At 64.2% G+C, this 19,135-nt stretch carries 17 protein-coding genes; 8 read left to right on the top strand and 9 right to left on the bottom strand.

From position 1 onward, the window contains the following. Positions 1-40: 40 nt before the first annotated feature. The 5 genes from carA to grpE all read right to left on the bottom strand — a co-directional run bounded on the left by carA (position 41) and on the right by grpE (position 6,222). Complete coding sequence (carA, locus tag NGM28_RS16310) at positions 41-1,177, bottom strand: glutamine-hydrolyzing carbamoyl-phosphate synthase small subunit (protein ID WP_011532129.1); 1,137 nt, start codon at positions 1,175-1,177, stop codon at positions 41-43. 306 nt (positions 1,178-1,483) lie between these two features. After that, complete coding sequence (dapB, locus tag NGM28_RS16305) at positions 1,484-2,287, bottom strand: 4-hydroxy-tetrahydrodipicolinate reductase (protein WP_011532128.1); 804 nt, start codon at positions 2,285-2,287, stop codon at positions 1,484-1,486. Between the two features lie 13 nt (positions 2,288-2,300). After that, positions 2,301-3,428, bottom strand: a complete 1,128-nt coding sequence (gene dnaJ / locus NGM28_RS16300) for a molecular chaperone DnaJ (RefSeq protein ID WP_240064622.1) — start codon at positions 3,426-3,428, stop codon at positions 2,301-2,303. Positions 3,429-3,640: 212 nt separating this feature from the next. Beyond that, positions 3,641-5,566: a molecular chaperone DnaK gene (dnaK, locus tag NGM28_RS16295; RefSeq protein ID WP_252090778.1), complete on the bottom strand. Its 1,926-nt coding sequence runs from the start codon at positions 5,564-5,566 to the stop codon at positions 3,641-3,643. Between the two features lie 101 nt (positions 5,567-5,667). Then, positions 5,668-6,222, bottom strand: coding sequence for a nucleotide exchange factor GrpE (grpE, locus tag NGM28_RS16290; protein WP_252090777.1), 555 nt, complete (start codon positions 6,220-6,222; stop codon positions 5,668-5,670). A gap of 181 nt (positions 6,223-6,403) precedes the next feature. On the opposite strand from grpE, the gene recN reads away from it, so the two are divergent. Continuing rightward, positions 6,404-8,077 carry a DNA repair protein RecN gene (gene recN, locus NGM28_RS16285; RefSeq protein ID WP_240064625.1) on the top strand — a complete coding sequence of 558 codons (1,674 nt, stop codon included), beginning with the start codon at positions 6,404-6,406 and terminating at the stop codon, positions 8,075-8,077. Between the two features lie 176 nt (positions 8,078-8,253). Here the strand turns inward: recN and fur are convergent, their stop codons facing one another. Then, positions 8,254-8,658 (bottom strand): ferric iron uptake transcriptional regulator, encoded by a 405-nt coding sequence (gene fur, locus NGM28_RS16280; RefSeq protein ID WP_008096237.1) that lies wholly within the window; start codon positions 8,656-8,658, stop codon positions 8,254-8,256. Positions 8,659-8,755: 97 nt separating this feature from the next. Here fur and NGM28_RS16275 point away from each other — a divergent pair, with 97 nt between their 5' ends. Continuing rightward, positions 8,756-9,280 (top strand): outer membrane protein assembly factor BamE, encoded by a 525-nt coding sequence (locus NGM28_RS16275; RefSeq protein WP_240064626.1) that lies wholly within the window; start codon positions 8,756-8,758, stop codon positions 9,278-9,280. Positions 9,281-9,348: 68 nt separating this feature from the next. On the opposite strand, the gene NGM28_RS16270 is transcribed toward NGM28_RS16275, so the two are convergent. Next, the gene (locus tag NGM28_RS16270) at positions 9,349-9,657 is read right to left on the bottom strand and encodes an RnfH family protein (RefSeq protein ID WP_240064627.1); all 309 of its coding nucleotides are present in this window, start codon (positions 9,655-9,657) and stop codon (positions 9,349-9,351) included. Further along, positions 9,650-10,084 carry a type II toxin-antitoxin system RatA family toxin gene (locus NGM28_RS16265; RefSeq protein ID WP_240064628.1) on the bottom strand — a complete coding sequence of 145 codons (435 nt, stop codon included), beginning with the start codon at positions 10,082-10,084 and terminating at the stop codon, positions 9,650-9,652. Before NGM28_RS16265 ends, NGM28_RS16270 begins: the two co-directional genes overlap by 8 nt. A gap of 161 nt (positions 10,085-10,245) precedes the next feature. On the opposite strand from NGM28_RS16265, the gene smpB reads away from it, so the two are divergent. After that, complete coding sequence (smpB, locus tag NGM28_RS16260) at positions 10,246-10,728, top strand: SsrA-binding protein SmpB (protein ID WP_011532120.1); 483 nt, start codon at positions 10,246-10,248, stop codon at positions 10,726-10,728. A gap of 165 nt (positions 10,729-10,893) precedes the next feature. Here smpB and NGM28_RS16255 read toward each other — a convergent pair whose 3' ends face one another. Continuing rightward, positions 10,894-11,661: an FCD domain-containing protein gene (locus NGM28_RS16255; protein WP_240064629.1), complete on the bottom strand. Its 768-nt coding sequence runs from the start codon at positions 11,659-11,661 to the stop codon at positions 10,894-10,896. Positions 11,662-11,998: 337 nt separating this feature from the next. On the opposite strand from NGM28_RS16255, the gene NGM28_RS16250 reads away from it, so the two are divergent. From NGM28_RS16250 to NGM28_RS16230, 5 genes are all read left to right on the top strand, one after another. After that, positions 11,999-13,669: a lactate permease LctP family transporter gene (locus NGM28_RS16250; protein WP_252090776.1), complete on the top strand. Its 1,671-nt coding sequence runs from the start codon at positions 11,999-12,001 to the stop codon at positions 13,667-13,669. A gap of 60 nt (positions 13,670-13,729) precedes the next feature. Further along, the gene (lldD, locus tag NGM28_RS16245) at positions 13,730-14,875 is read left to right on the top strand and encodes an FMN-dependent L-lactate dehydrogenase LldD (protein ID WP_213659513.1); all 1,146 of its coding nucleotides are present in this window, start codon (positions 13,730-13,732) and stop codon (positions 14,873-14,875) included. 71 nt (positions 14,876-14,946) lie between these two features. Then, positions 14,947-17,757 carry an FAD-binding and (Fe-S)-binding domain-containing protein gene (locus tag NGM28_RS16240; RefSeq protein WP_252090775.1) on the top strand — a complete coding sequence of 937 codons (2,811 nt, stop codon included), beginning with the start codon at positions 14,947-14,949 and terminating at the stop codon, positions 17,755-17,757. A 564-nt stretch (positions 17,758-18,321) separates the two neighbouring features. Continuing rightward, positions 18,322-18,561 carry a hypothetical protein gene (locus tag NGM28_RS16235; protein WP_252090774.1) on the top strand — a complete coding sequence of 80 codons (240 nt, stop codon included), beginning with the start codon at positions 18,322-18,324 and terminating at the stop codon, positions 18,559-18,561. Beyond that, positions 18,558-18,794, top strand: a complete 237-nt coding sequence (locus NGM28_RS16230) for a DUF3077 domain-containing protein (RefSeq protein ID WP_252090773.1) — start codon at positions 18,558-18,560, stop codon at positions 18,792-18,794. Before NGM28_RS16235 ends, NGM28_RS16230 begins: the two co-directional genes overlap by 4 nt. The last annotated feature ends 341 nt before the right edge of the window (positions 18,795-19,135 follow it).

The raw sequence follows: 19,135 nt of genomic DNA, 5'->3' as shown, positions 1-19,135 counted from the left end.
GGCACGGCAATCGCCGGCCCGGGGCCTTGCTGCAGGATGCTCAGCGGCGCTTGGCCATGGCATCGATGAAACGATCGAACAGTGGCGCGACGTCGGTCGGGCCTGGGCTCGCTTCAGGGTGGCCCTGGAAGCTGAACGCGCTCTTGTCGGTGCGCTCGATGCCCTGCAGGGTGCCGTCGAACAGCGACTTGTGGATGGCGCGCACGTTGCCCGGCAGTGTGGCTTCGTCGACGGCGAAACCGTGGTTCTGGCTGGTGATCATGACCACGCCGGTGTCCAGGTCCTGGACCGGGTGGTTGGCACCGTGGTGGCCGTGGCCCATCTTCACGGTCTTGGCGCCGGAGGCCAGGGCCAGCAGCTGGTGGCCGAGGCAGATGCCGAATACCGGGATCTCGGTGTCGAGGATCTCTTTGATCGCCTGGATCGCGTAGTCGCACGGCTCGGGATCACCTGGGCCGTTGGACAGGAACACGCCGTCAGGGTTGAGTGCGAGGACTTCGCTGGCAGGGGTCTGCGCGGGCACCACGGTAACGCGGCAACCACGGGCGACCAGCATGCGCAGGATGTTCAGCTTGACGCCGTAGTCGAAGGCCACGACGTGGTACGGCAGGTCGGCGGCCTCAATGGTCGGGTGGCTGTCGGTCTTCAGTTCCCACACGCTGGAGCGCCACTCGTAGCGCTCCTTGGTGGAGACGACCTTGGCCAGGTCCATGCCTTTCAGGCCCGGGAAGGCGCGGGCGGCGGCGATGGCCGCTTCTTCGCTGATGTTGTCGCCGGCCAGGATGCAGCCGTTCTGGGCGCCCTTCTCACGCAGGATGCGGGTCAGGCGACGGGTGTCGATGCCGGCGATGGCGACGACGTTGTGTTCTTTCAGGTAGTCGGGCAGGGACTGGGTGTTACGCCAGTTGCTTGCCAGCAGCGGCAGGTCGCGAATGACCAGGCCGGCAGACCAGACGCGGTTGGATTCGGCGTCTTCCGGGGTGGTGCCGGTGTTGCCGATGTGCGGGTAGGTCAGGGTAACGATTTGCTGGGCGTAGGAAGGGTCTGTGAGGATTTCCTGGTAGCCGGTCATTGCAGTATTGAACACGACCTCACCAACGGTCTGACCGTCGGCTCCAATGGCTTCACCGCGAAAAATGCTGCCATCGGCAAGGGCGAGTATGGCTGGCTTAGTCAAGAAGACCTCCCGTAAATCAAGCCTGAAAGGGCGATCGCAGGTTGCAAAAAAGCGGAATGACGTATGGACACGTCACCCCGCTTTTATGCTGAATTAGTCTGCGCGCTTTTAGTGGACACACTAAAGCTGTAGCTTACAGAAAAATGCGTTTTGGGTCTACCTGGAATGTGCCTCTAAAACGCAGGATTGCGACAGAGGGAATTTGCGCAATCCATTGCAGGAGCGGCTTCAGCCGCGATCACCCGCGAAGCGGGTGCCAGGCACCGCGTCGCCTGCATCGCGGCTGAAGCCGCTCCTACAAAGGCCCTAGCGCAGCTCGAGCACATCCTGCATGTCATACAGGCCAGGCTCGCGCCCATCCAGCCACAGCGCGGCACGCACCGCGCCCTTGGCGAAGGTCATGCGGCTCGAAGCCTTGTGGGTGATCTCCAGGCGCTCGCCTTCGGCGGCGAACAACACAGTGTGATCACCGACCACATCACCCGCACGCACGGTGGCGAAACCGATGGTCTTGCGATCACGGGCGCCGGTCTGACCCTCACGGCCGTACACCGCTACTTCCTGCAGATCACGCCCCAGCGCATTGGCGACCACTTCGCCCATGCGCAGCGCGGTACCCGACGGCGCATCGACCTTGTGCCGATGGTGGGCCTCGATGATCTCGATATCCACGTCGTCACCCAGCACGCGGGCCGCCATGTCCAGCAGCTTGAGGCTGAGGTTGACACCCACGCTGAAGTTGGCGGCGAAGACGATCGGGATCTCCTTGCCCGCCTCGGCCAGCAACTGCTTCTCCTCGACGCTGAAACCGGTGGTGCCGATGATCATCGCCTTGCCCGCCTTGCGGCAGAACGCCAGGTTCTTCAGCGTCACCGACGGGTGGGTGAAGTCGATCAGCACGTCGAACTCGTCGACCACCTTGGCCAGGTCGTCGCACAGCAGCACGCCGATCCGCCCCAGCGCCGCCAGCTCACCGGCATCCGCCCCGACCAGTGAGCTGTCCGGGCGATCGATCGCCGCGGTCAGCCCGGCACCCGGGGTTTGCTGCACGGCTTCGATCAGGGTCTTGCCCATCCGCCCAGCCGCGCCCATTACCGCAATACGTCGCATAGCCTGTTCCTTCTCAGAGATCGCCGAAGAAGCGCTTCACACCCTCGAACCAGCCACTGGCCTTGGGCGAATGGGAGCTGTCGCCCTCGAGCGAGTCGCGCAGCTCTTCGAGCAGCTCACGCTGGCGACGGCTGAGGTTGACCGGGGTTTCCACCGCCACGCGGCACAGCAGGTCGCCCGCCGCGCCACCGCGCACCGGCGCCACGCCCTTGCCACGTAGGCGGAACTGCTTGCCGGTCTGGGTGCCTTCGGGGATTTTCAGCTTCACGCGGCCATCGAGGGTCGGCACTTCCAACTCGCCACCCAGGGCGGCGTCGGTGTAGCTGATTGGCACTTCGCAGTACAGGTGCTTGCCGTCGCGCTGGAAGATATCGTGCTCGCGCACGTTGATGACCACATACAGGTCGCCGGTCGGGCCACCGTGGGTACCCGCCTCGCCCTCGCCGGACAGGCGGATGCGATCACCCGTGTCGACACCGGCCGGCACCTTGACCGACAGGGTCTTGTACTCTTCGACACGGCCTTCGCCATGGCACGAAGTGCACGGGTCGGTGATGATCTTGCCCTGGCCATGGCAACGCGGGCAGGTCTGCTGCACGGCGAAGAAGCCTTGCTGCATGCGCACCTGGCCGATACCGCCGCAGGTCGGGCAGGTCGACGGGGTCGAGCCCTTCTTCGCGCCGGAACCGTCACACGGCTTGCAGTTGACCAGCGTAGGGACGCGGATGCTGACCGTGGTGCCACGCACCGCTTCTTCAAGGTTCAGCTCGAGGGTGTAGCGCAGGTCGCTGCCGCGCTGGGCGCCGCCGCTGCGCGAACCGCCACGGCCACCGCCGAAGAAATCGCTGAAGACATCACCGAAGATGTCGGAGAAGTTGGCGCCACCGAAGCCGGCACCACCGCCACCCATGCTCGGGTCGACGCCGGCATGGCCGTACTGGTCGTAGGCCGCGCGCTTGCTGGCATCGGACAACACTTCATAGGCCTCGTTGGCCTCTTTGAATTTGTCTTCCGACTCCTTGTCGCCCGGGTTGCGGTCCGGGTGGAACTTCATCGCCAGACGGCGGTAGGCCTTCTTGAGATCACCTTCGCTGGCGCCGCGCTCGACACCCAGGACCTCATAAAAATCACGCTTTGCCATAGGTCATATGCACTCTTGGGGGCGTTCGGCATACCTCTGCGCATCTGTGCGCCATGCCGCCAGCACCTGCCGCCATACGCGAATGCGCCCAGACAGATGCTGTAAATAATTCTCGTGTTCCAGACACGCCAACGCGGGAGCAAGCCCCCGCGCGGCGACATCCTACCAGCTCACCGCCAAACGGCGGTGAACCGGCCGACAACATGCAGGAATTACTGCTTGTTGTTGTCTTTCACTTCTTCGAACTCGGCGTCAACCACGTCATCGTGCTTGGCTTCCGGCTCGGCCTGCTGCTGGGCGCCGCCCTGAGCCTGCTCGCCTTGCTCGGCATACATCTTCTGGGCTACTGGAGCCGAAACCTTGGACAGCTCTTCGACCTTGGCGTCGATGGCAGCCTTGTCGTCGCCTTTGACGGCGGCTTCCAGGGCAACCACGGCCGCCTCGATGGCAGTTTTCTCTTCAGCGGTAACCTTGTCACCGGCCTCAGTGACCATCTTGCGGGTCGAGTGGACCAGCGCGTCACCCTGGTTACGGGCAGCGGCCAGCTCTTCGAACTTGCGGTCTTCCTCGGCGTTGGCCTCGGCGTCACGCACCATTTTTTCGATCTCTTCGTCGGACAGGCCGGAGTTGGCCTTGATCACGATCGACTGCGCCTTGCCGGTGGCCTTGTCTTTCGCGCCGACGTGCAGGATGCCGTTGGCGTCGATGTCGAAGGTCACTTCGATTTGCGGTACGCCGCGCGGTGCAGGCGGGATGTCAGCCAGGTCGAACTTGCCCAGCGACTTGTTCTGCGAAGCTTGCTTGCGCTCGCCCTGCAGCACGTGAATGGTCACGGCGCCCTGGTTGTCGTCGGCAGTCGAGAACACCTGCGACTTCTTGGTCGGGATGGTGGTGTTCTTCTCGATCAGCGCGGTCATCACGCCACCCATGGTTTCGATACCCAGGGTCAGCGGGCTGACGTCGAGCAGCAGCACGTCCTTCACGTCACCAGCCAGAACAGCACCCTGGATGGCGGCGCCCATGGCGACGGCTTCGTCCGGGTTGACGTCCTTGCGCGCTTCTTTACCGAAGAAGTCGGCAACGGCTTTCTGCACCATCGGCATACGGGTCTGGCCACCGACCAGGATCACGTCGTCGATCTTGCTGGCGTCGATGCCGGCGTCTTTCAGGGCGATGCGGCAAGGCTCGATGGTACGGTTGACCAGGTCTTCGACCAGCGCTTCCAGCTTGGCGCGGGAGATCTTCACGTTCAGGTGCTTAGGACCGGTCGCGTCTGCAGTGATGTACGGCAGGTTGACGTCGGTCGACTGAGCCGAGGACAGCTCGATCTTGGCTTTTTCAGCGGCTTCTTTCAGGCGCTGCAGGGCCAGCGGATCGTTCTTCAGGTCCATGCCGGACTCTTTCTTGAACTCGTCGACGAGGTAGTCGATCAGGCGCATGTCGAAGTCTTCGCCACCCAGGAAGGTGTCGCCGTTGGTGGCCAGTACTTCGAACTGGTGCTCACCGTCGACTTCGGCGATTTCGATGACCGACACGTCGAAGGTGCCACCACCCAGGTCATAAACGATGACGGTGTGGTCGCCCTTGGCCTTGTCCATACCGTAGGCCAGCGCGGCGGCGGTCGGTTCGTTGATGATGCGTTTTACGTCCAGGCCAGCGATGCGGCCGGCGTCTTTGGTCGCCTGGCGCTGGCTGTCGTTGAAGTAGGCCGGCACGGTGATGACCGCTTCGGTGACCGGCTCGCCGAGGTAGTCTTCGGCGGTCTTCTTCATTTTCTTCAGGACTTCGGCGCTGATCTGCGGCGGAGCCATTTCCTTGCCGGAAGCCTCGACCCAGGCGTCACCGTTGGTGGCCTTGACGATCTTGTAAGGCACCAGCTTGATGTCTTTCTGCACGACGTCTTCTTCGAAACGACGACCGATCAGGCGCTTCACCGCGAACAGGGTGTTGTGCGGGTTGGTGACCGCCTGGCGCTTGGCCGACTGGCCAACAAGGATTTCACCGTCGTTGGCGTAGGCGATGATCGAAGGGGTGGTACGCGCGCCTTCGGCGTTCTCGATGACTTTGGCGGTGCCGTTTTCCAGCACGGAGACGCAGGAGTTGGTGGTCCCCAGGTCGATACCGATGATTTTACCCATGTTAACTCTCCCGAAACTTGAATTAGGTGGCAGCGGCTACATTGGCCAACTGCGGTAATATTTGAATGCTTGACACCTAGATGGGGATGCCCCGACGGATTTCAAGCCTTCTCATCGATAGAAGGTTGCGCCGGTGCCGGCGCCTTGCTGACCACCACCATGGCGGGGCGCAGCAGGCGGCCGTTGAGCAGGTAGCCCTTCTGGAACACGTTGACCACGGTGTTCGGCTCGACCTTGTCGCTTTCCTGCATGGCCATGGCCTGGTGGTGCTCGGCGTTGAACGGCTCGCCGTGCGGCTCGAGGGCCTCCAGGTTGTAGCGCTTGAGGGTGTCGTGGAACATCTTCAGGGTCAGCTCGATGCCTTCGCGCATCGGCTTGATGGTGTCGTCGTCGGCGTTGGACAGTTCCAGGCCACGCTCCAGGCTGTCGATGATCGGCAGCAGGTCGCCGGCGAACTTCTCGAGGGCGAACTTGTGGGCCTTCTCGACATCCTGCTCGGCACGGCGGCGGATGTTCTGCAGGTCGGCGGCGGCGCGCAGGGACTGGTCCTTGGCGGCGGCCAGCTGCTCCTCGAGCTCCTGGACGCGGGCATCGACGTTCGCTGCGCCGGCTTCTTCGGAATTCAGGTTCTTCTCATCCAGCTGTTCGTCAGCCATTAGGTTTCTCCTCCGCAATTTCTGTTGTACGAGCCAGGCTCGCCATGTCTTGCCGGCTATATGGGGCCGGAAAAACCAGGTTCAAGGGGCGAGGCGCTTTTCCACATTCATCGGCGGCTATTGGCAGAGCCGTCAAAAGCACTGTATAAATATCCAGACACGACCCTTCGGGAGCCGCCCCATGCTGGTGCACCTGTCCATTCACAACTACGCCATCGTCGAACACCTCGACCTCGAACTCGCCCGCGGCATGTCCGTGATCACTGGCGAAACCGGGGCCGGCAAGTCGATCATGCTCGACGCCCTCGGCCTGGCCCTGGGCGACCGCGCCGACAGCGGCGTGGTGCGCCCGGGCGCGGACAAGGCCGACATCCTCGCCACCTTCGACCTGGTCGACATCCCCGAAGCCCACGACTGGCTCGTGGAGCGCGACCTGGAAAGCGACGGCCCGTGTATCCTGCGCCGGGTGATCACCGCCGAGGGCCGCAGCCGCGGCTACATCAACGGCACGCCCTGCCCGCTGGGCGACCTGAAGGCGCTGGGCGAACTGCTGATCGATATCCACAGCCAGCATGAACACCAGTCGCTGCTGAAAACCGACACCCACCGCCGCCTGGTGGACGAGTACGCTGGCGCCACCGATCTCGCACGCCAGGTGCAACTGGCCGCCAAGCGCTGGAACCAGACCCGCCTGGAGCTGGAGCGGCTGAGCAATTCAGGGGATGAGCAGCGCGCGCGCCACCAGTTGCTCAGCTATCAGCTCGAAGAACTGGACAACCTGGGGCTGGGCGAACACGAACTGGAGCAGCTTGAGCAGGAGCACAAGAACCTGACCAATGCCGAGGCCCTGTTCGGCATCTGCCGCCAGGTCATCGACCAGTGCAGCGAAAGCGATTCGGGCAATGTACTGAACGCCCTGACCGTCAGCCTCAGCCGGCTCACCGCCGTCAGCAACGCCCCCAAGGCGCTGGGCGAGGCGGTCAACCTGATCGCCAGCGCGCAAATCCAGGTGGAGGAAGCGGTCGGTGAACTCAATCGTTTCCTCGACCATTTCGACGCCGACCCCATGCGCCTGCAAGCACTGGAAGAGCGGCTCGACACCATTTACACCCTCGCCCGCAAGCACCGCGTGCACCCCACCGAGCTGCCGCACTTGCAACAGCGCCTGATGGAAGAGCTGGAGAGCCTGAACGCCAGCGACGAGTCGATCGAACGCCTGGGCGAAGAGCTGGCAGCCTACGCCCACCACTATAAAGAGAAGGCTTGCGAGCTCAGCGCCCTGCGCCAGCAGGCCGCGAAGCAGCTGGCCACTGCCGTCGAGCAGGAGATCCAGCGCCTGGGAATGCCGGGCGGGCGTTTCTGCATTGCGCTCACGCCTTTCGACAACGGCGAGCTTTCACCCCATGGCCTGGAGCAGATCGAGCTGCTGGTCAGCGCCAACCCCGGCCAACCACTCAAAGGGCTGGCCAAGGTCGCGTCGGGCGGCGAGCTGTCGCGGATCAGCCTGGCGATCCAGGTGATCACCGCGCAGACCTCGCGCATCCCAACGCTGGTGTTCGACGAAGTGGACGTGGGCATCGGCGGCCCTACCGCGGAGATTGTCGGCCAGTTGCTGCGCCGGCTGGGTGAGCGCGGCCAGGTGCTGACCGTGACCCACCTGCCCCAGGTCGCGGCGCAGGGGCACCATCACCTGTTCGTGCACAAGGTGCGCAATAGCGATACCACCCACACCGCCGTCGCCAGCCTGGGCAAGCGTGAGCGGGTCGAGGAAGTCGCGCGGATGCTTGGCGGGATCGACCTGACCAAGGAATCGTTGGCCCATGCGCGCAAGATGGTGGTGAGCGGCAAGGCTTGAGACCTGTTCGCTTGTAGGAGCTGCTTCAGCCGCGATGCAGGCTACGCGGTGCCTGGCACCCGCTTTGCGGGTGATCGCGGCTGAAGCCGCTCCTACGGGGGGGCCGCTGCAGTTTTCCCCGAAAAGCACAAAGGCGACCCTAGGGTCGCCTTTGCTGTCGATAACGATCGAAATCGTTACTTCTTCTTACGCACATAGAGGACCAGATTGTGGTCCACCAGCTCGTAGCCGTGCTCGGCCACGATTTCTTTCTGACGGCGTTCGATTTCAGCATCCATGAATTCGATGACCTCACTGGTCTCCACGTTGACCATGTGGTCGTGGTGGCCGCCGTCGGCCAGCTCGAACACCGCGTGGCCGCCGTCGAAGTTGTGGCGAACCACCAGACCCGCCGCTTCGAACTGGGTCAGTACGCGATACACGGTCGCCAGACCGACATCCTCGCCAGCCTCCATCAGCGCCTTGTAGACATCCTCGGCGCTCATGTGACGCTGCTCGGTGGAGTCGAGCATCTGAAGGATCTTGACTCGAGGCAGGGTTACCTTGAGGCCCGCTTTGCGCAATTCGCTATTTTCAACCATGGTCAGCTTTCTCGCCGAAGCTGCTTCGCAGCTTCTCTTAATACGGGTATGATCGGGGTTTACGTTGTCCAGCCAAGATAGTGGAAGTCGCCCACCGATGCAAAACAACACCAAGCTCTTGCTAACCAGTTTCACTCTTGTGGGACTGCTCGCACTCGCCGGTTGCTCGTTTCCCGGGGTTTACAAAATCGACATCCAGCAGGGCAATGTCGTCACGCAGGACATGATAGACCAATTGCGCCCGGGAATGACCCGTCGGCAAGTAAGGTTTATCATGGGCAACCCGCTGATCCAGGACACCTTCCACACCAACCGCTGGGACTATCTCTACAGCCTGCAGCCCGGTGGCGGCCAGCGCCAGCAAGAGCGCATGAGCATCTTCTTCAACGAAAGCGACCAACTGGTCAGCCTGTCCGGCGACTTCATGCCAGGCGTGAGCCGCGACCAGGAGATCCTCGGCGGCAGCGGCGACACCACGGTGAGCCCAACCAAGCAGCCAAGCCAGCCGCAGGAAAAACCGGCCAAGCCTGGTTCGCTGGAAGACACCCTGCAGAAAGAGATCGACACCATCGAGACCACCCCGGTCCCGACGCCAGCACCGCTGGAAACCTCGCCGCAATAATCGCGGCGACAAAAAAAGCCCGGACTGGATCCGGGCTTTTTATTGCCTGCTCGACAGGTAAGAGGCATTCAACCTTCGCGTGCCGCCTTGGCTTTGGCCGCTCGCTGCCTGCGAATCTCTTTGGGGTCGGCCAGCAACGGTCGGTAGACCTCGAGCCGATCGCCTTCCTCTACCAGGCGCACAGCCGGATCACTCACCACTTTGCCGAAGATGCCTACCGGGCTGCCTGACAGATCCAGCCCCGGTACCTGCTCGACCAACCCGGACAAACGCAACGCTTCACTCACCGAAGTTCCGACCGGCACCTCGCACGCCAGCAGCCATTGCCGCTCAGGCGTGGCGTAGACCACCTCGATGCGAAGCGACGTTTCAGCCATGGAGCTGCTTGGCACGCTGGCAGAACGCGTCGACCATGGTATTGGCCGCCTGGTTGAACAGCGGCCCCAGGGTGGCGCGCACCAGCGCCCCGGCGTAATCGAACGACAGGTCGAGGCTGATCTTGCAGGCCTTCTCGCCCAGCGGCTTGAAGACCCACAGCCCGTGCAATTGGCTGAACGGCCCTTCTTCGAGGTTCATCTCGATCGACTGCCCCGGCACCAGCACATTGCTAGTGACAAATTGCTGGCTCATCCCACCCTTGGCCACTTCGAGCCTGGCGCGCATGTGCGTGTCGCTGGCTTCGATCACTGTCGAGGCCGAGCACCAGGGCAGGAACGCCGGGTAGCTGGCCACATCGTTGACCAGGTCGTAGAGCGCCTGGGCAGGGTATGGCAGCAGGGCGGAGCGTTGAATATGGGTAGTCATCCAGGCGTCACTTCCAATCTGGGCGGCGGCGCGTTGCAGCGCCTCGAATACGGTTCTGCACGGCAGAACGAGGCCTGTATTGTCCGGGATTCACACAACTGGCTCAAGCACACCTAAACCCCGTAGCCGAGGACGCGGAGTCTCCCTATAATGCCGCCCCTATGGCTAAGCAAAAGAAACATCCGACCGGGACCATCGCGCAGAACAAAAAGGCGCGACACGATTACTTCATCGAACACAAGTTCGAGGCCGGGCTGGTCCTGTCCGGCTGGGAAGTAAAGAGCCTGCGGGCCGGCAAGGCGCACCTGACCGACAGCTACGTGCTGCTCAAGGACGGCGAAGCCTGGCTGTTCGGCAGCCACATCACCCCGCTGACCACCGCCAGCACCCACGTCATCGCCGACCCCATCCGCACCCGCAAGCTGCTGCTGAACAAGCGCGAGCTGGAGCGCCTGGAAGCGGCCGTGGCGCAGAAGGGCTACACCTGCGTGGCGATGTCGCTGTACTGGAGCAAGCACCTGATCAAGTGCGAGATCGCGCTGGGCAAGGGCAAGAAGGAGTTCGACAAGCGCGACACCGTGCGCGAGCGCGACTCCAACCGCGAGCTGCAGCGCACCATGCGCAACAAGGGCAAGGAAGAGTAAGCCCGACCCGCGCGGTCACTGTAGGAGCGGCCTTGTGCCGCGAAAGGGCCGCGAAGCGGCCCCGACGATTTTGAATGATGCAGAGATCCTGAGGCCGCTACGCGCCCTTTTCGCGGCACAAGGCCGCTCCTACAACGACCGTGCATGCCGCAGGCTGGCGAGCTCTCAACGCCCGCTGCGCCGCTCCGCTCGCGCCACTCGCTGAGCTTGCTGCTGCGCCTCTTCCAGCACTTCCTGCACATACAGAATGTGCCGGCTCGACACCTCTCGCGCATCCTCCGCGCGCCCTTCGACAATCGCCTGGTACAACTCGCGATGCTGGCTGATCAGCATGTCGCGCGTTTCGCTGCGCTGCTGGTACATGCCGCCGATATTGGTCACCACGTTGCGCTTGAGCAGGTCGAACAGCCCACGGATGGTGTGCAGCAGCACGGCATTGTGGCTGGCCTCGGCAATGGCCAGGTGGAAACGCGCATCGGCCGCGCCCTCCTCCGCCCGGTCCACTTCGCCGACCCGGTTGTAGCAGTCCTGCAGCGCGTCGAACGCAACCTTCAACCGCTCGCGGTCAGGCTCGGTGGCGCGCTGTGCCGCGTAGTAGGCGCATGACGCCTCCAACGTGTGGCGGAACTCCAGCAGGTCGCGCTGGGCCTCCGGGTTACGCTCCAGCAACTGCAGCAACGGGTCGCTGAAGGTGGAGCCCAAAGCTTCGGCCACGTAGTTGCCGCCGCCCTGGCGGCTGACCAGCAGCCCCTTGGCCACCAGTTTCTGGATTGCCTCGCGCAGCGACGGGCGGGACACGCCGAACTGCTCGGCCAGGACGCGCTCGGCGGGCAGGCGCTGCCCCGACGTGAGCGTGCCTTCAAGAATCATCCCTTCCAACCGATCGACGATGTCGTCGGACAGGCGCCGTTGGCGGACCTGATCAAAAACCATTGCTTGCTCTCCACGTGCCCCGGCACCGATTTCGGGGGCGCTTATTCTGCGCTTATCCGCAGCGGGGCGACAGATGTTCCACCAGGCAGGTGCCGCCTTGCGCCCCGTTCGCGGCACAAGGCCACTCCCAAAACAGCCGCAGAAAAACCCGAATGCGCCACCACCGCGACCCCACTCATCCAAACGGCCGCTCATCGGCGCTCGACCAAAGTTTTGTGTAGGACAAATTGACACAGCCATGACCGGGCTCTTAACCTAGCGCCCAGCCATTGTAAATTGGTCTTACCAATTATCCAATGCCAGTGCCTTGACCAACAACAATTAGGGGCCACCCCATATGCAAACCTGGCAACAACTCTATACCCCGCTTGGTAGCCTTGGCCTGTCCGCGCTGGCGGCGGTCATCCCCATCGTGTTCTTCTTCCTCGCCCTCGCCGTGTTCCGCCTCAAAGGCCACGTCGCCGGCAGCATCACCCTCGCGCTGTCGATCCTGGTGGCGATCTTCGCCTTCCAGATGCCGGTCGACATGGCCCTGGCCGCCGCGGGTTACGGCTTCCTCTACGGCCTGTGGCCGATTGCCTGGATCATCGTTGCCGCGGTGTTCCTCTACAAACTCACGGTCAAGAGCGGCCAGTTCGAAGTGATCCGCAGCTCGGTGCTGTCGATCACCGACGACCAGCGCCTGCAAGTGCTGCTGATCGGCTTCTGCTTCGGTGCCTTCCTCGAAGGCGCGGCCGGTTTCGGCGCCCCAGTGGCCATCACCGCCGCCCTGCTGGTGGGCCTGGGCTTCAACCCGCTGTATGCCGCCGGCCTGTGCCTGATCGCCAACACTGCGCCGGTGGCCTTCGGCGCCCTGGGCATCCCGATCATCGTCGCCGGCCAGGTGACCGGCATCGACGCCTTCCACATCGGCGCCATGACCGGCCGCCAACTGCCGCTGCTGTCGCTGTTCGTGCCGTTCTGGCTGGTGTTCATGATGGACGGCCTGCGCGGCGTGAAAGAGACCTGGCCCGCCGCCCTGGTCGCAGGCGCAAGCTTCGCCGTCACCCAGTACTTCACCTCGAACTTCATCGGCCCTGAGCTGCCGGACATCACTTCGGCCCTGGCCAGCCTGATCGCCCTGACCCTGTTCCTGAAGGTCTGGCAGCCGAAGCGCTCGTTCGCCGAAGCCAAGGGCAGCGTCGGCGCCGCCGTCGTGCAATCGAATGGCAGCCAGCCAACGCCGTACAGCTTTGGCGAGATCTTCAAGGCCTGGTCGCCGTTCCTGATCCTGACCGTGCTGGTCACCATCTGGACGTTGAAGCCGTTCAAGGCAGCCTTCGCCCCGGGCGGCGCGATGTACAACTTCGTGTTCAACTTCGCCATCCCGCACCTCGACCAGCTGGTGATCAAGACCGCGCCGATCGTCACCGCGCCGACCGCCATGCCAGCGGTGTTCAAGCTCGACCCGATCTCCGCCACCGGCACCGCGATCTTCCTCTCCGCACTGATCTCGATGTGGGTGCTGAAGATCAACGCCAAAACTGGTCTGACCACTTTCAAAGAGACCTTCTGGGAGCTGCGCTGGCCGATCCTGTCGATCGGCATGGTGCTGGCCTTCGCCTTCGTCACCAACTACTCGGGCATGTCCTCGACCATGGCCCTGGTGCTGGCCGGCACGGGCGCCGCGTTCCCGTTCTTCTCGCCGTTCCTCGGTTGGCTGGGCGTGTTCCTGACTGGTTCCGACACCTCGTCCAACGCCCTGTTCAGCTCGCTGCAGGCCACCACCGCGCACCAGATCGGGGTCAACGACACCCTGCTGGTGGCAGCCAACACCAGCGGCGGCGTGACCGGCAAGATGATCTCGCCGCAGTCGATCGCCGTGGCCTGCGCCGCCACCGGCCTGGTGGGCAAGGAGTCCGACCTGTTCCGCTTCACCGTCAAGCACAGCCTGTTCTTTGCCACCATCGTCGGCCTGATCACCCTGATCCAGGCCTACTGGCTGACCGGCATGCTGGTTCATCACTAAAGTGAAGGGGCCGGGCGCCCTGGCGCCCGGCATCTCCCTCAACCCACGCTGCGAGAATCCATGATCATTTCCGCCTCCACCGACTATCGCGCCGCGGCCCAACGCAAGCTGCCCCCCTTCCTCTTCCACTACGCCGACGGCGGCGCCTACGCCGAGCACACCCTGCGCCACAACGTGTCCGACCTGGCCAGCATCGCCCTGCGTCAGCGGGTGCTGAAGAACATGTCGGACCTGAGCCTCGAGACCCGCCTGTTCGACGAAACCCTGAGCATGCCCGTGGCCCTGGCCCCGGTCGGCCTCACCGGCATGTACGCCCGCCGTGGCGAAGTGCAGGCGGCGCGCGCGGCGGCGGCCCATGGCATCCCGTTCACGATGTCCACCGTATCGGTGTGCCCGATCGAGGAAGTGGCCCCGGCCATCGACCGGCCGATGTGGTTCCAGCTGTACGTGCTGAAAGACCGCGGCTTCATGCGCAACGCCCTGGAACGCGCAAAAGCGGCCGGCGTGAAGACCCTGGTGTTCACCGTCGACATGCCCGTGCCCGGCGCCCGCTACCGCGACGCCCACTCCGGCATGAGCGGCCCGAACGCGCCGCTGCGCCGCGTGTGGCAGGCCATGACCCACCCACAGTGGGCCCTGGATGTCGGCCTGCTCGGCCGCCCCCATGACCTGGGCAACATCTCCAAATACCGTGGCAACCCCACGGGCCTTGCCGACTACATCGGCTGGCTGGGCAACAACTTCGACCCGTCCATCTCCTGGAAAGACCTGGAGTGGATCCGCGAATTCTGGGACGGCCCGATGATCATCAAGGGCATCCTCGACGCCGATGATGCCCGCGACGCGGTCAAGTTCGGCGCCGACGGCATCGTCGTCTCCAACCACGGCGGCCGCCAGCTCGACGGCGTGCTGTCCAGCGCCCGCGCCCTGCCGGCGATCGCCGACGCGGTGAAGGGCGATATCAAGATCCTCGCCGACTCCGGCATCCGCAGCGGCCTCGACGTGGTGCGCATGATCGCCCTGGGCGCCGACACCGTGCTGATCGGCCGCGCCTTCCTCTATGCCCTGGCCACCCACGGCGAGGCCGGGGTGAAGAACCTGCTCGAGCTGTTCGAGAAAGAAATGCGCGTGGCCATGGTGCTGACCGGCGCCAAGTCCATCAGCGAGATCACCCGCGACTCGCTGGTCCGCGAACTGGGCGCCTGAACGCGCCCGCCAACGCCTGATTGCCCGGGGCACGCCGCGCACAAGACGCCGCGGCCCCGCGAGGAGACTGCATGAGCCTGCCCGCCGCGTTCCTGCGTGATGCCGAGCGCCTGATCCCCGCCGAACGCCGCTTCGACGACCCAACCTCGACCCTAGCCTTTGGCACCGACGCCAGCTTCTACCGGCTGATCCCCAAGCTGGTGGTGCGGGTGGAGTCCGAGGACGAAGTGGTCGCCCTGCTGCAGCTGGCCCAGCGCGAGCGCGTGCCGGTGACCTTCCGCGCCGCCGGCACCAGCCTGTCGGGCCAGGCGATCAGCGACTCGGTGCTGATCGTGCTGGGTGATAACTGGAACGGCCGCGAGATTCGCGGCCAGGGCACGCAGATCCGCCTGCAACCCGGCGTGATCGGCGCCCAGGCCAACGCCTGGCTCGCCCCCTACGGGCGCAAGATCGGGCCGGACCCTGCCTCGATCAACGCCTGCAAGATCGGTGGCATCGTCGCCAACAACGCCAGCGGCATGTGCTGCGGCACCGCGCAGAACACCTACCACACCCTCGCCGGCCTGCGCCTGGTGCTGGCCGACGGCACCCGCCTGGACAGCGAAGACCCGGCCAGCGTCGCCGCGTTCGAGCAAAGCCACGCCGGCCTGCTGGACGAACTCGCCCGCCTTGGCCGCGAGACCCGCGCCAACCTCGCACTGGCCGACCGTATCCGACACAAGTACCGACTGAAGAACACCACCGGTCTGTCGCTCAACGCGCTGGTGGACTACGACCAGCCGCTCGACATCCTGCAGCACCTGCTGGTCGGTTCCGAAGGCACCCTCGGTTTCATCAGCGCCGTCACCTACGACACCGTGCCCGACCACCCGCACAAGGCCAGCGCGCTGCTGGTGTTCCCGAGCGTAGAAAGCTGCTGCCGAGCGGTGACCCTGCTCAAGCCGCAGCCGGTGTCCGCCGTGGAACTGCTCGACCGCCGCAGCCTGCGTTCGGTGCAGGACATGCCCGGCATGCCGGCCTGGGTGAAAGGCCTGTCGGCCAACGCCTGCGCCCTGCTGATCGAATCCCGCGCCGCCAGCCAGAGCCTGCTGCACGAACAGCTCGACCAGGTGATGGCGTCCATCGCCGAGTTCCCGCTGGAGCAGAAAGTCGCCTTCAGCGAAGACCCGACGGTGTACAACCAGCTGTGGAAGATCCGCAAGGACACCTTCCCCGCCGTCGGCGCCGTGCGCCAGACCGGTACCACGGTGATCATCGAAGACGTGACCTTCCCCGTCGAGCAACTGGCCGAGGGCGTCAACCGCCTGATCCAGCTGTTCGACAAGCACCGCTACGACGAAGCGATCATTTTCGGACACGCCCTGGAAGGCAACCTGCACTTCGTCTTCACCCAGGGCTTCAACAGCGCTGAAGAAGTGGCCCGCTACCAAGCCTTCATGGACGACGTGGCGCAACTGGTGGCGGTGGAGTTCGGCGGCTCGCTCAAGGCCGAGCACGGCACCGGGCGCAACATGGCGCCCTTCGTCGAGCTGGAATGGGGCAAGGACGCCTACCAACTGATGTGGCAGCTCAAGCGCCTGCTCGACCCCAACGGCATCCTCAACCCCGACGTGGTGCTGAGCAGCGACCCGGACATCCACCTGAAAAACCTCAAGCCGCTGCCGGCCGCCGACGAGATCGTCGACAAGTGCATCGAGTGCGGCTTCTGCGAGCCGGTGTGCCCATCGAAAGGCCTGACCCTCAGCCCCCGCCAGCGCATCGTCATGTGGCGCGACATCCAGGCGAAGAAACGCGCCGGCGCGGACACCCGCGAACTGCTGCGCACCTACCAGTACCAGGGCCTCGACACCTGCGCCGCCACCGGCCTGTGCGCCCAGCGCTGCCCGGTGGGCATCAACACCGGCGAGCTGGTGAAGAAGTTGCGCGGCCAGGCCGCCGAGCATGGCAAGGCCGCCGACTGGCTGGCCGAGCATTTCCACGCCACCCTGCGCGGCGCCCGCTTCACCCTGGCCGCCGCCAACGGCGCACGCAAGCTGCTCGGCGCCCCACGCATGAGCCGCCTGAGCGCCAACCTGAGCAAGGCCAGCAAAGGTCGCCTGCCGCAGTGGACGCCCGCCATGCCACAGCCACTGCGCGCCATCGAATTCAGCGCACCGAGCCACGATGCCCGCCCCCGCGTGGTCTACCTGGCCGCCTGCGTATCGCGGGTAATGGGCCCGGCTTACGCCGACCGTGAGCAAAGCTCGCTGCTGGACAAGACCCGCGCCCTGCTGGAGAAGGCCGGTTACCAGGTGGTGTTCCCGGACAACCCCGACAGCTTGTGCTGCGGCCAGCCGTTCGCCTCCAAGGGCTACCCCGAGCAGGCCGAGCACAAGCGCCAGGAGCTGATCACCGCGCTGCTGCACGCCAGCCGCGGCGGCCTCGACCCGATCTACTGCGACACCAGCCCCTGCACCCTGCGCCTGGTGCAGGACCTGGGCGAAACCCGGCTGGACCTGTACGACCCGGTGCGCTTCATCCGCACCCACCTGGTCGACAAGCTGGAGTTCACCCCCCAGGACGAGCCGGTGGCGGTGCACGTGACCTGCAGCACCCAGCACCTGGGCGAGAGCCAGGCGCTGATCGACCTGGCGCGGCGTTGCAGCAAGCAAGTGGTGATCCCCGAAGGCATTCACTGCTGTGGCTTCGCCGGGGACAAAGGCTTCACCACGCCGGAGCTCAACGCCCACTCGCTGCGCACGCTCAAGGACGCGGTGCAGTATTGCAGCGAAGGGATCTCCACCAGCCGCACCTGCGAGATTGGTTTGTCGAGCCATAGCGGCATCGACTATCACGGCCTCGTGTACCTGGTGGACCGCGTAACACGGGCCCGCGCGATCTAAAATCGTCGCAGAACAGCCTTGTGCTGGCTTTGCCAGCCAATTCGCGGATAAATCCGCTCCTACAGGTAAGGTGCCGACGCCAAGGCCGGCACGGCCCCTGTAGGAGCGGATTTATCCGCGATCACCGGCAAAGCCGGTGCCATCCCCCGCAGTGCCGGCTTCACGGCTAAACCCGCTCCCAAAGCCTTGCGAACTGCCCCCCTCGTAGGAGCCGGCCTTGCCGGCGAACCACCCTCAAGCCGTACGACATTTCCGAACCTGCAACAAAATGCTTCAAGCCAAACCAGCTTGGGACCTATCCTACGCACCTGTCGGAAGCCGTCACGTAGCCGGGGAAATACCCCAGGGATAACGTCACTCCGTCGCCACATTTGGTGACCGGGCGTGAGAACCCGAGGTGTTAGGAGTTCGGCAATCCTGTTATGGCAGCCGTGCATGGGCAGACTTCGGTCTGGCCGAGTTCCTCCTGCGCCTCGGTTTCTCACCCCATGCAAGGCTGCCACCCTTCGTCCCGTGAGAAAGGCACGGCTGGCAGCATTAATTCAATGCGCCGGAGTGTTCACCATGAAAAAGCTCGTCCCAGACCCACCCCACATCGCGTCCTACCTCACCATCTCCCCCACCCTCACCCGCGAAGACGCCATGGCCGCCGTCGTCGAGGTCGCCACCGCCATTTCCGATGTACTCGATGTCTATTTCAAGACCGAACCCGGCGCCTACCGCGACCGCCTGTTCACCGCCAGCGACTACCTCGGCCAGCTCGCCTGCGCGCTGCTCGAACACAAGCCAGGAGCGCAGCCATGACCGTTACCCCCGGAAAGACCCGCTGCATGGACATGTTCAGCGTGCAGCCCGACATCCCATTCGCAGATGCCTTCAGCGAGTTGTCGGTACTGCTCGGCTGCATCCGCCACCTGACCTGTGAAGCCGAGATGGAAGGCGACCTGCTCGCCGGCAGTTCAGCGCGCATCCTCAGTGCCATGGCCAAGGCCCTGATCGACGACATGGAGCTAGCCCTGGAAAAGTCCCCTCACTAAGCCACCACCTCTTCCCTGTGGGAACAATTGTCTTCTTTGTAGAAGCTGGCCCTGCTGGGATAAATCACAGAGTGCCCCTGGCCCGGCCTTGCCGGGCATCGCCAGCAAGGCTGGCTCCTACAGGTTTGCAGTGAGGCTCATGTTTACTGCGGTCCATGTAGGAGCGGCCTTGTGCCGCGAAAGGGCCGCAAAGCGGCCCCGGCGATCTTTGCTCAACACTGAAACCCGGGGCCGCTACGCGCCCCTTTCGCGGCACAAGGCCGCTCCTACAGGCCAGCGTGCTTCACAACTCCGATGGAACCCCCGCCAACACCGCACAGTCCACCAATCAGGCCCACCCT

It is taken from the genome of Pseudomonas sp. MWU13-3659 (genome assembly GCF_023757525.1).
Lineage (GTDB): Bacteria > Pseudomonadota > Gammaproteobacteria > Pseudomonadales > Pseudomonadaceae > Aquipseudomonas > Aquipseudomonas entomophila_E.
This window is presented reverse-complemented; position numbering and strand designations above follow the sequence as displayed.

Coding starts and splice junctions, on each gene's coding strand:
- dapB (WP_011532128.1), bottom strand. CDS start 2,287: ATGCGACGTATTGCGGTAATGGGCGCGGCTGGGCGGATGGGCAAGACC.
- dnaJ (WP_240064622.1), bottom strand. CDS start 3,428: ATGGCAAAGCGTGATTTTTATGAGGTCCTGGGTGTCGAGCGCGGCGCC.
- dnaK (WP_252090778.1), bottom strand. CDS start 5,566: ATGGGTAAAATCATCGGTATCGACCTGGGGACCACCAACTCCTGCGTC.
- grpE (WP_252090777.1), bottom strand. CDS start 6,222: ATGGCTGACGAACAGCTGGATGAGAAGAACCTGAATTCCGAAGAAGCC.
- recN (WP_240064625.1), top strand. CDS start 6,404: ATGCTGGTGCACCTGTCCATTCACAACTACGCCATCGTCGAACACCTC.
- fur (WP_008096237.1), bottom strand. CDS start 8,658: ATGGTTGAAAATAGCGAATTGCGCAAAGCGGGCCTCAAGGTAACCCTG.
- NGM28_RS16275 (WP_240064626.1), top strand. CDS start 8,756: ATGCAAAACAACACCAAGCTCTTGCTAACCAGTTTCACTCTTGTGGGA.
- NGM28_RS16270 (WP_240064627.1), bottom strand. CDS start 9,657: ATGGCTGAAACGTCGCTTCGCATCGAGGTGGTCTACGCCACGCCTGAG.
- NGM28_RS16265 (WP_240064628.1), bottom strand. CDS start 10,084: ATGACTACCCATATTCAACGCTCCGCCCTGCTGCCATACCCTGCCCAG.
- smpB (WP_011532120.1), top strand. CDS start 10,246: ATGGCTAAGCAAAAGAAACATCCGACCGGGACCATCGCGCAGAACAAA.
- NGM28_RS16255 (WP_240064629.1), bottom strand. CDS start 11,661: ATGGTTTTTGATCAGGTCCGCCAACGGCGCCTGTCCGACGACATCGTC.
- NGM28_RS16250 (WP_252090776.1), top strand. CDS start 11,999: ATGCAAACCTGGCAACAACTCTATACCCCGCTTGGTAGCCTTGGCCTG.
- lldD (WP_213659513.1), top strand. CDS start 13,730: ATGATCATTTCCGCCTCCACCGACTATCGCGCCGCGGCCCAACGCAAG.
- NGM28_RS16240 (WP_252090775.1), top strand. CDS start 14,947: ATGAGCCTGCCCGCCGCGTTCCTGCGTGATGCCGAGCGCCTGATCCCC.
- NGM28_RS16235 (WP_252090774.1), top strand. CDS start 18,322: ATGAAAAAGCTCGTCCCAGACCCACCCCACATCGCGTCCTACCTCACC.
- NGM28_RS16230 (WP_252090773.1), top strand. CDS start 18,558: ATGACCGTTACCCCCGGAAAGACCCGCTGCATGGACATGTTCAGCGTG.